This window comes from Aequorivita sp. KMM 9714 (genome assembly GCF_011065475.1).
In the GTDB taxonomy this organism is placed as follows: domain Bacteria; phylum Bacteroidota; class Bacteroidia; order Flavobacteriales; family Flavobacteriaceae; genus Aequorivita; species Aequorivita sinensis.
On record NZ_JAAGRO010000010.1, the window covers coordinates 18,042 to 29,130 of the forward strand.

The 11,089-nt window shown below is 33.8% G+C and carries 8 protein-coding genes; 1 reads left to right on the top strand and 7 read right to left on the bottom strand.

All coding sequences use genetic code 11. The features are described 5' to 3' along the window. Window positions 1–7: 7 nt before the first annotated feature. The 4 genes from G3A46_RS13790 to G3A46_RS13805 are packed head-to-tail and all read right to left on the bottom strand — an operon-like array spanning window position 8 to window position 7,276. A complete protein-coding gene (locus G3A46_RS13790; protein ID WP_165150701.1) occupies window positions 8–5,491 on the bottom strand; it encodes a hypothetical protein in 5,484 nt (1,827 codons plus the stop codon). A gap of 27 nt (window positions 5,492–5,518) precedes the next feature. After that, window positions 5,519–6,142 carry a hypothetical protein gene (locus G3A46_RS13795; protein WP_165150703.1) on the bottom strand — a complete coding sequence of 208 codons (624 nt, stop codon included), beginning with the start codon at window positions 6,140–6,142 and terminating at the stop codon, window positions 5,519–5,521. After that, the gene (locus G3A46_RS13800; RefSeq protein ID WP_165150705.1) at window positions 6,135–6,737 is read right to left on the bottom strand and encodes a hypothetical protein; all 603 of its coding nucleotides are present in this window, start codon (window positions 6,735–6,737) and stop codon (window positions 6,135–6,137) included. The genes G3A46_RS13795 and G3A46_RS13800 overlap by 8 nt, the downstream gene beginning before the upstream one ends. A 5-nt stretch (window positions 6,738–6,742) precedes the next feature. Continuing rightward, window positions 6,743–7,276: an OmpH family outer membrane protein gene (locus G3A46_RS13805; RefSeq protein ID WP_165150707.1), complete on the bottom strand. Its 534-nt coding sequence runs from the start codon at window positions 7,274–7,276 to the stop codon at window positions 6,743–6,745. A 299-nt stretch (window positions 7,277–7,575) separates the two neighbouring features. Here G3A46_RS13805 and G3A46_RS13810 point away from each other — a divergent pair, with 299 nt between their 5' ends. Beyond that, window positions 7,576–7,809, top strand: a complete 234-nt coding sequence (locus G3A46_RS13810) for a prepilin-type N-terminal cleavage/methylation domain-containing protein (RefSeq protein ID WP_165150709.1) — start codon at window positions 7,576–7,578, stop codon at window positions 7,807–7,809. Between the two features lie 183 nt (window positions 7,810–7,992). Here the strand turns inward: G3A46_RS13810 and G3A46_RS13815 are convergent, their stop codons facing one another. The 3 genes from G3A46_RS13815 to G3A46_RS13825 all read right to left on the bottom strand — a co-directional run. Continuing rightward, window positions 7,993–8,793, bottom strand: coding sequence for a transposase (locus G3A46_RS13815; protein WP_165150711.1), 801 nt, complete (start codon window positions 8,791–8,793; stop codon window positions 7,993–7,995). A gap of 687 nt (window positions 8,794–9,480) precedes the next feature. Further along, the gene (locus G3A46_RS13820) at window positions 9,481–10,008 is read right to left on the bottom strand and encodes a hypothetical protein (protein ID WP_165150713.1); all 528 of its coding nucleotides are present in this window, start codon (window positions 10,006–10,008) and stop codon (window positions 9,481–9,483) included. 3 nt (window positions 10,009–10,011) lie between these two features. Further along, window positions 10,012–11,089 (bottom strand): RHS repeat-associated core domain-containing protein (locus tag G3A46_RS13825; protein ID WP_165150715.1); only part of this gene is annotated, 1,078 nt, incomplete at its 5' end.

The following is an 11,089-nucleotide window of genomic DNA, read 5'->3' on the forward strand; positions in this document are numbered from 1 at the left end:
ATTTTATTTAATCATCATCAAACATATTTCTGTCTTCAAGTATATTGTCATTTCCAATGCACATCGATTCAGGTAAAACTGATAATAATTCGACTCTTGAAACTCCATAATTTGATCTCCTATTCCATATTTGAGTAGAAACTGAATATTCGCCCGGTATAGAGATGTTTAAGTCTTTGTCTATAAATACATACTCTTCAGTAGAATTTAAGGACAAGTTTTGCTGTAAAACAATATTATGTTGAGGATCTCTTATTGTAAAGTCTGCGCGTACAGGTAATGCTTCGATTTCCTGTTTTTCTACACTAAATTTCAATGTAAGAGTACCAGTAGTGGGAAAATAAAACTTAGCCGTTGATTCTCCAAAATCAGGATCCTCCACTCTATCATGATATTCCACGACAAAATCACAATCTCCACCGCCATTACCACCATCTCCATTCTTATAATTGTACCTATATTCCTTGGACAATTTGAACCCACCAGAAATGGTAGGTGTATCAACGGTTTCTTCAAAAATGCGTATTAATCTTCCGGCTTCGTCATATTGGTATTTGGTGCCGATATTGTTGGATCCAAGAATAAATGTCAGTTCATCAAATTCGTTGTAAACATAAGAGGTCACAGAGGAGGCGAGAGGCGATATCCTGAAATCGTCAAAATAGACAGTCCCCGAGGCAGAAGTTAAGCTAATTTCAATATCGTCAGTGGAATTGGGTATGTCAAAATAGTGGTTCATTTGCACCCAATTCCCCGCAGGTATTATTTCTCCATTGAATGGTTCAACAGTTCCTTCAATTTTTGTACGGGCATTTTGATAATTTTCTTTATTAGCCCAAACAGAAATAACGTATTTGCCAGGCCTATGCTCTATCTCGGGCGGATTTATTCCTTTCATCTCGACAGCAAAACCTTGTTGGCCAGACGATAGTTTGACAGAGTATTTTCCGGTGTGAGAGCGATCCTCTGATTGGTGGGCACCGGAAACCTCCCCATCAAAATAACCACCACCAGTGCTATAAAAATATTCTGCACCTGAATAGTACATCTCTGTATACCTCGCATTTGAGGTGGCTATAGCTCTAGAATCATAATCTCCTAATTTTGTAGAGGCAAAATTATTATTGATATCACTTACCTCTAGCGGTAAAGAATAGTGGCTATAGCGTTCTATGTGTGAGGTTTTCTTCCATGGTTCGGGCTGAGATTCAGCACCCCAATCAAAGCCATCGAAATTAGATACATTATAATCCATATAAATTCCATTTTGATCTATTTCGCCATCCCATATATAGGTCTGGTATTTCCTCCATATTTTCTGCTCCGGGGAGGATGGTGTAGTCTCTAAACCTCCGAGGTTTCGATACGACCATTCTTTGTTCCAAGTGGTTATTCCAACTCCAATTGGCTTCCACCCATTTTTATTTATAAAAGTATAATTGGCTGCTGTTTGCGAAAGCATATTTTTATTGGTAATATCATCAACTTTGGAGCCCATACCATATCCACCAACATTCCCTGAAAACTCAGGAATTGTATAGGCGGGGATAACCGTAGATTTTATTTCAGTACCGTCGCTATGAAAAGCATGTGTTTCTAAAGCCTGCCCTGTCAAAAAATTTATATCATTATAATAAGTATTTGATTCATAACCATTGTTAATATTTTTTACTTGTTTTATAGCACTTGGATATATAATTTTAGATGATGATGATAAACAATAAATATCAGGACTATAGCTTTCATAATCCCAAATACGTTTATAAGAATCAAATGTCTCTTCAATTACACCTTGCTCCAAATAGTTATCATAGTAATTAATATTCTCACTGAGTAGATGGTCTTTTTTATTGTATGTTTTTATTGACTCAAGTCTTCCTATATTTGATAGTTTATCAATTAATTGTATTTTAGATTGTTTTAAATTTGCGGCAGTACCCTTATAGGTGATATTTGTACTTTGATTTTGAGAAATATTTAAAGATAATTCATCACCCATATTAAATTCAAGCCCATTTACAGACATAGGCTTTAGCACATTATATTTATAAACATTTTTACTTAAATAACCAGTGCCAATTACATTATGTGAAACTGTTACATATTCATACATAACAGCTGGGGACGGTATATGTGAAATATGCTTAACATCCTTAGTGATCATTCTTGATGGAGCATATGAAACAATCCCAGAACTATTTCCAGTGATAGGGTCATTATAATCATAGGTTGTCTGAAAATTATTTCCAGTTTCATCAGATACTGTTATGTCCTCTACTCTAATCCCTCCGCCTTCTTGGTTTATAAATACTTTACTTGAAAAGAATTGTATTTTTACCCTCTTTGAGTCATCGGGCACTTCGCTGCAACTACCTTCATTTTCTTCTCTTACCCAGCCATTCGTTTCACTTACAACATCATCATACCAATTATAAAATACCCAATTATCTTCAAAACATCCTATGTCATTTCTTTCAAAATTTTGCACTTTTGTTGTAGGGATTTGAAAAGTTACGGAGTCAAAAGTTAAATTTGTTATCATACAAAATTTATCAACATCGGCAACCCTTTCACCACCATTGTGGTCAGGATCTAAAACAAACTGAACATTCACACGGCTTTGTTCTCCCACCGTAAAATAATCATAAAAATTTATATTTTCTTCAGGTAAATTATCCGATTGGTTTCTAAAGTGAACATATTTTGCTCCTGATTCTGATCCAGTAAATTTTACTTCAAATTTTGAATCAAAAACAAAATTTGAAGGAGCTGCCTCCTGGTGAAAGTCGTCTTCTTCATAATTTATTGAGATTTCACCTCCAGTAGGAAATTTAATTTTATTTAAGTTCCAGGAGGTAATATCATTCGTAGGATAACCCCAATCATCAACTGCATTATTATTGTAAGGCGTTAATGGGGTAGCATATTTAAAACTATAAGGAGGGATAAGTGAAATATTATTTTTCGCTAGATATGTTACATTCTCTAATGCAAGTTTACCTCCAATTGGTGACGTTGAATTAGGAGATGATGGCGCTAGCAAGTAATTAAAGCTAAAATTTATAGTTTTCAGAGCTTCACTTTCAATTTGTGGGGTATTTATTAGATCTCCTTCATCAAGCACATTGCCAAAGAATTCTCCTTGCCAATTTGGAACATCATGAACGGTAAAAAATTGATCAGCCCAAGTCATATGATTTAAACTATAATCAAAAAATTTTGCTTGGGCCTCAATTTTAATTTTGCCTAAATTTATAGGATTTGATTGATTACCATTACTTTTAGAAATATTTGCAGAGGTAGCATTATTTTTTAATAGGATTATTTTATCAAGTTTAAGGCTTCTTTGCGAATGAGTTTCAACAAAAAACTTTGAAGTTGTCTCTCCTTTAAAGGTGTTTGGCGCAGTTACTTTGAAAGGATGAAGGGTGCCGATTAGGTAGGGAAAGCCATCTGTACCAATGTCAAATGTTCTTAGATGTTGGTCTATATATTCCAATGAATTTGTTCCATTTCTATAATCAATTTCGGCGGACCTATTGTCATCCCTAATACTTTTAATAAATAAAGCGGTATGGGTTCTCGTAACAATTTTATCCAAATAATAAATTTCTTTTCTTCCCCATTGGTAACTTTTATTTCTATTAGTATTAAGATATCCAGTTGTTGGGGATCTCCAGACAAAACCATCACTCCATTTCCCATAATCAAAACTTACCCAATACCCATAGTCTAATTCATCTAATGTATTATTATTATTTACATCGATATAGTCTGGTCCCGTAATAGCTGTTAAAAGCCAATGTGTGGCATAAGGTTCTAATTGAAAATTTTCATAGAAGGAATCACTTTGATTTAAACCTAATGGGGTGCTTTTTGAAAATGTTTCTTTTTGATAAACTGGAAGGGAATAATGATATATTTTTCCATCTAAGGTGGTGATTTTGTAGCCTCCAATTCCGTCCTCAGGAATTTCAGGATTGCTCCTGTTAAAGTTGGCAGGTTCAATAATAAGATTTGGATTTAATTTAATTTCCTTATTGGTGAAGGTTTCAATAAAATTACCTTTTCTTAATCTCCCATTATTTTCATTATATCCATTATAAGAAATTCCATTTTTCACTAGAATATCATCTAAAACTCTATTTTGAGGTTGAAAATTGTAAATATCAGAATATGTTCCACCTGAATTAGGAGTGTTCCAATTGTCAGATTTAACTTTGATATAAGATGTTATTTCATTATCAAAAGTAAAATGAATTTGGTTACTTAACAATTCATCACTTATTTGTTTATTAAATTTTTGAGAATTTGTTGGATAAAAATAACCCATAAAAGATTGTTGAAAATTATTTGGCCGTTCTGCCAAAGTATTATAGCCCATAGGCATTACTCCCTGTTCCAAAATATGGGGAGAAATAGACCCTCCTATCCCTTGACCGGAGACAATATAGCTATCATAACTTGGAGCACTAAAGTTAGCTTTAGTGATTTTACTTTTTTCTGAATTGATATCACTTTCATAGGCATCAAAATGAATCCTATTGGTAACAGGTGTGGTTGAATACAGATCTGTTAGATTTCCAGGATATAAGGAACCATTATTTTCCTTATACTCATTTTCATAAAGCCAATATTTAACTTTAGATTGAGTATAACTAATATTAAACCAAGGCGTAATAATGCCAAGAGTACCACCATTTCCCCAAGATAAATTTGTTCCTTGTGAGAGCATATTACTTCTTCCCGCTCTCGTATTTACACTTGCGCCAAGCAAACTGACCCTTAAACCATTTGAATTTAATGACATTCCAGTTCCATAAGGTCCCCCGGCAGAAATTGTTGTGGATCCGTCAATAAAACTTTGATTTATTCCAATTGAATAACCGCCATACCCAGCACCTATACCTACACCATCAGTTCCAATATCAACATTAACCGCTCCATAGTTGTATCCAATACCCCCTCCATTAGTTCCTACTCTGCCACTAATATTATAAATTGACCCCTCGATTCCAAAATCAAATTGATGTGAATTTTCTCCATTGACACTTTTATGGGTTTGATAACTTCCGTATAAACCTACAGAGAAAGTTTTTGCCCACCCCACGCTTATACTTCCGCTATAAGATTCAATAACTCCTCCGGCATTATAAATAGATGAAAAACTTCTCACATTTTTCCAATCATCGGGAACGCCAGCAACGTTTCTAGATATTGCCCCTGGGTTTATATTCCAACCCAATCCCACCCAAGAAGCCTCTTGTTCCATTGATATACCGGCATGATATGATAAAGTGATTGGATATCCTCCTTCTGGATTTGGAACATTTAATATGGGAAGGACATAAGTGAAATCTCCTGTTAAAAGATTAACCATATCTGTAGCATCTACCGGCTCAAAAGAAGATGCCTCTGGAGACATTGGTCCCTGAGACCAACTAGGCAATGAAATTGTAATTAATAATAAAAATATTAAACAATTTTTCATAAAATTAATTTTTTTTATAAATACTTTTTAAAATGCAATTCCCACATCAACACCCATATTCAAAGATAATCCTTTACCATACCCCTCTACTGTGTTGGTGGGATTTTCAACTTTACTTAAAGCAACTCCGACCCCTAAATAAGGATTTATTAATATATTCTTGGTAATTATAAATTGGTATCCAAGCAAAAAACGAAAGTTTAAAATAGAATAATTATTATCTATAAGTGTTCTTAATTGTCCTTCTTCAAAAGTAACATAGGTATACTTTTCATTTAATTTGAGGTATTGAATTCCGGGGCTAATATAAATACCTTTTGGAGCTGGTTTGGCAGAAAAAAAGTAACGGTAATCCGCATTTAATGAAAAACCTTTAACAATATGCTCATTATTATTATTAAAAATATTTGAGCCAAATGCTGATTCGAAATCTTTGTCCGCATCATTTCCTGTTTTCTTAAGAAAAAATCCATTTCCAAAACCAATCTTGATGGAATTTTTATTATTAAGCACTCTTTCATATTGAAATTCATAATAATTACTTAATAAGGCTATACTATTTACCCGTATTGAATTTTTAATATTATGCTCTTTTTGAGCGAACATCGTCATACTAAAAAGAATCAATATCAATAGTAATAATTTATTCATTTTTAATCATTATAGGTTGATTTACAAGTATGTTTTTATTTATTTTAAATTTTATCTCACCTGTTTGCATTTTCAAATCTTCTATTGTAAAATTTAGGAACTTTGACTCTTTTATCCAATCATTTTTTGGAAAAACAAAAAGCATTGAAGTGCTTCCACCCATACCATACATTCTTGGATATATATATTCTGCCATTTGAATAGTATCATTATTGTTAGTATATAAATACACTTTTTCATCCATTCCAAATGCAAGTTGGTTTGCCATTGATCCGTATTCATTTTTGGTTAGAGGTATTATATTTAATATTTCTTGATTGTTTATAGACATTGAAAGATTAAAATATAAGTATTTGCTATATTCATTTCTTAAACTATCGACATTATTTACGCTTTTCGACTGTAAAATTTGTGACACTATCAAATCTGTTGGCTTAAACATTAAACTAAAATCTACTCCATTAACGGTTTTCTTTTGAATGTATCCGTTATCCTCATTTTGTAGATAGTCTAAAAGTGCTTCTTTTGAATCAAAATGTTTTTGATTACAAGAAAGAAACATTAAAAAAGCCATTAAGAAAGTAATAATTCTCATAGCTTCTATCCTCCTTGATATTCAGCATTTAATCCTTCCAAAACTTCAACGGTCAAATCCGCAGCCTTATCAGCATACATAATAGTGCCCGATCCGCTTGCACCAAATATTATTTTATAGTTATTCTTTTTTCCATAGTCTTTGACATAATCATTAATATCGTTGATAACCGTTTGTGATGCCTTCTGATCTTCCTCTTGAATTTTACCCTGAATTGCTTTCTGATAATTGGTTATCTGTTGTTGTTTATTTCCCAAAAGTTCCTGTTTGAGATCAAGTTCTTTTTTGGACATTGACGACCGCTCTTTTTCATAAACCTTAAGTTCATTTTGCCAGTCGGCAACCAAACTGTCTACATTGGATTGCATCAGTTTTGCTTTTTCCTCAAACTTAGATTTCTCTACTGCGGTTCTTTTATAGCCATCCATTAACTTATTGATATCTACGTATACTAATTGTGAGGATGAGTTAAAATAAAAAAAAGAACTAATGCTAAGGATAAGGGCGATTAGAGCAAGGGACAAAGAAATTTTATTCATAGATATTGTTTAAAATATAATCATTGATTTTTGAAAAGGGGACATTCAAACATAAAGCATTTAGATTTTATTAACAAATAAAAGTTAAATTTTTTGTTAAAATAATCGGTTCTTATGAAAAAAGATTTGGTAGAGTCCATAGCTTCTTTATATTCATCTGGTAATAGTAGAAATAGGTATTTTTTTTGAAGGCTTACTCGGAAATTTGATTTTAGCACATTCTTGTTAAGAAAACTATAATACTTCCTCCGTTTTATTATATATTTGGAAACATGTTGATCTATAAGTTGAATACTGCGATGAGATTTAAGAGACTAAACGCTTTTACCCTTAATGAAATGCTAATGGTGTTGGCCATTATCGGAATACTTCTTTTGTTGGCACTTCCCACTTTTATGCCACTAATTTCGAAAACCAAGGCACAGGAGGCCAAAATTCAATTGAAATACATAGCGAATCTTCAGACCCGCTGGTGCGCGATTGCATCTCAAATCCGCAACTCTCCAAAAGAACTTGTGGCTTTCTCCTCTTAAAACTGCTAGAGATGTAGATTTGTAGTTTTAGATGAGTTTTCGGCTCTATTCAAAGCATATCTCCCCCATTACAAGTTTTTTCTGCTCGGTACGAAGCGTACCTTTCCCATTAAAGGATTTATTCTTTCTAAATTTTTGCCGTATGTTAAAGAACTTTTTAAAAGAGGCACGAAAGTTAATGGGTCAGGTTTCCCAATTAATTGTTCCATAGACCCTGAGATGCCACTGTCTGGAACAATATACCCACTTTGCAGGAACAGCAATAAATCTGAAAATAAACTTCTTGATCCTGTATTTTGGATGTAGGCCTTTTACTTTTTTGGAAAACAGGTTTATCAAATAATGATAAATATTTCGGCAAATTGCCATAATTTGTAAATAGACTTGATTTTGCTCCAGTGAGGAAAATGGCAGTTTTTGCCATCCAAAATCGTGCTTTAATACTTCAAATTCCCTTTCTATTGTTCCTCTTTGATTGTAATAGAAAACAATGTTGTCAGGATCACTTTCTTCATCATTGGTTATGATGATTGAGTAAATACAGGCTTCTCCGGTAAAGGTGTTAATTTGTCCGTCCTTTCGTTTTTCTTTGGTTACGATAAACCGATAAGTATGGAGTTCATCTTGCATCTTGTGATCTCTTGCAGCTCTCTTGAAAGGAGTATAGAATGCTTCTCCTCTATAGATTCCATCTTCGTTATTGCCCACAGTTTCCCATTCTTCTACCAATGAAATGACCGTGTCCATTGCTGAGGACATTCTTGCCTTTACATAAAATTTGTTCGTATATTTTGCAATGGTCCGTATGGTCTTAAACTCATAGGAAGCACTGTCTGCCCTGAACCTATTTGTTTTGATATTATGGTTTTCAAGGTGCTTGAACATTCTTTCAAGTGTTTCGGACTGTAAAATTCCCGCGTTGCTTCTTCCGTTTCTATTTTCCACATAAACCACATTTGATCCCACCAATGCAACTCCGGGCACATATCCATAGCATTTTTATAGGTGATTTGCGCATCCTCTTTTTCAGTATAACAAACAGTGTTGTCATAGTCCAAGTCAACCATCGACTCCGCCAGGTTTGTAATCCTTTTTAGTACCTTAAGATTTAGTTCCGTCAGCTTCTCATTAATGGCAAATTGATGCAAATGTTTGCCTCGGCTGGTGGGAAATTTTGTGGCAGGTTCAACCAATTCTTTTAAACGGTTCAAAACCCTGTCGGGACTGGGAACTTTAAGTTTTGGCGATTGGGAAAGACTAGGTTTGAAGTTGCCCGACAGATCTTCTGCGCAGTCTCCACCACAGAAGAAGACGGACCAATAACTATAGAGCAGATCTCTCCAGTTATATTTACTTTGGGCTCCCAATTTGGGCAGAGCTTCATTAAGAATCTTACCTATTTCTTTATTATCGAGTTCTTCAATTACAAAATTTAAGCCCCCAAAGGCCGAGATTCCGTTGGATTTTAATATCTTCATAACTGCTAATTAAGTATCACCAATTTAGGTGATTACAATAAAACCGTAAAGCCTTAATCATTAAAGCTTTACGGTTTTTATTAACAATCAGTTGCGGATTTGAGATGCAATCGTGCGGGAGCGGGGGGATACTAAAACTAAAAAAGCTTACGCATAAAAAAACCACCCGAAGGTGGTTTATACTATCTATATTTTATTTCCAAACATCGCTTTCCCAAAACCTATTATCATTGATATTGTACCTACCTTCAACATAACCCATTTCACGTAAATACATTAACCTTAAATCTCTTGATATTTTATTTGGTATTTCAGATGTAGTTGTAATATATTTTAACTTGTCAACAATTTTTATTGAGCTATTTTGGTCTTTAATAGCTATCAAGCATCCACCAATAAATTGAATACTGTCCTTATTCTCTACAACATATGGATTTTTGTTTTTGCTTATATATAATAAAGCTATTTTGTTGTTAGAACTATAAAATATAGTGTCTATTTCTATTGACAATAATTTGCTTTTCGGTTTAGGTTTTTTTGTCTTATTGGTTGAATCAATATAAGAAGCTACAACGTTCTGTAAGATTTTTGTATCATTTAAATAAGTTTCTTGAGATACTCTATTTTTATTTAAATATTCCTCTGAAGTGCTTGTTTTCTCAACACAAGAAATAACTATTGCTAACAACAAAAGAACCGTTATTACTCTTAATTTTTTCATATTTTAATCGTTTTTACAAGACGTACAAATCCATTCTTGTTTATCATCATTCCATTCATAAGTTCCTTCCTGTAATTGGTCTATATTTCCTATAAAAGTATCAACAAAATGAGAGGTTTTATTTTCATTTCTAATTACTTCGTCCGCTCCTTCTTCTTCTTCGTTAGCTAACCAACCTGCATTGAATATATCCCACCAACCAGAATTAATAAACTGTTGGGTATATGTGTTCCCATCTGCTTCTCCTAATTTACCTCCAGCTTGGAATGGGTCAAAATCTCCAACCAATGTTATCAAAGCTTTTCGTACTTGTGGGTCTTTACTTGTCTTAATATAATACTTTAATGCGGAAACAAATCCTTTACCGTAAACACCACCCATACTATGGGTTATTATTTTTATTGTTTCTGTAATATTACCTTGAGGGTCTCTTGCCAAACTTCCAATAATCGATGCTGCTTGTGCAAGACCTTCATCATATCCTTGTGAAAATCTTTGTCCAGAAGTAAAATTATTAAGAATAGAACCAGGCGAACCATCAATATACATTCTATTATGGTCTCCAAGATGGTCAGATACATTCAAATCAAAAGCAGACCTTAACTCATTTCGATAAACAGGAACCTCATTACCCATTCTGTTTAGTGTAACTCCAATACGTACTTTATCGTAAGTTCTCCAATAGTTTTGTCCACCACCACCTAAACCATTAATGAAAATCACAAGATTTCCATCTGGGTCCATAGCTTGTATTGGTGTATTTAAAGCATAGACATATGGGGAATTTGCAAAATAAAATTCAGCCTTATTATCTGTTGAGTGCCACCTTCCGAGTGCAGCATCATACATTCTTGCTCCATAGTCGTGCCAATCCAATCCAAGTTCTTCTTGTTCCTCTTTACCATTATAACCGTATGGATGAGCAGTCCCATTCACAACATTGTTGTAGCCTTTTTGCAAAAGGCCGAATGGATAATAATTTTTTTCTTCGATAATTTCGGTCGTTGGGTCGATACTGCCGTTCAAATCGGCATCTTGGTAGGATAGTCGTATGTTCCCCAAGTGGTCCTTGTACTGAAAG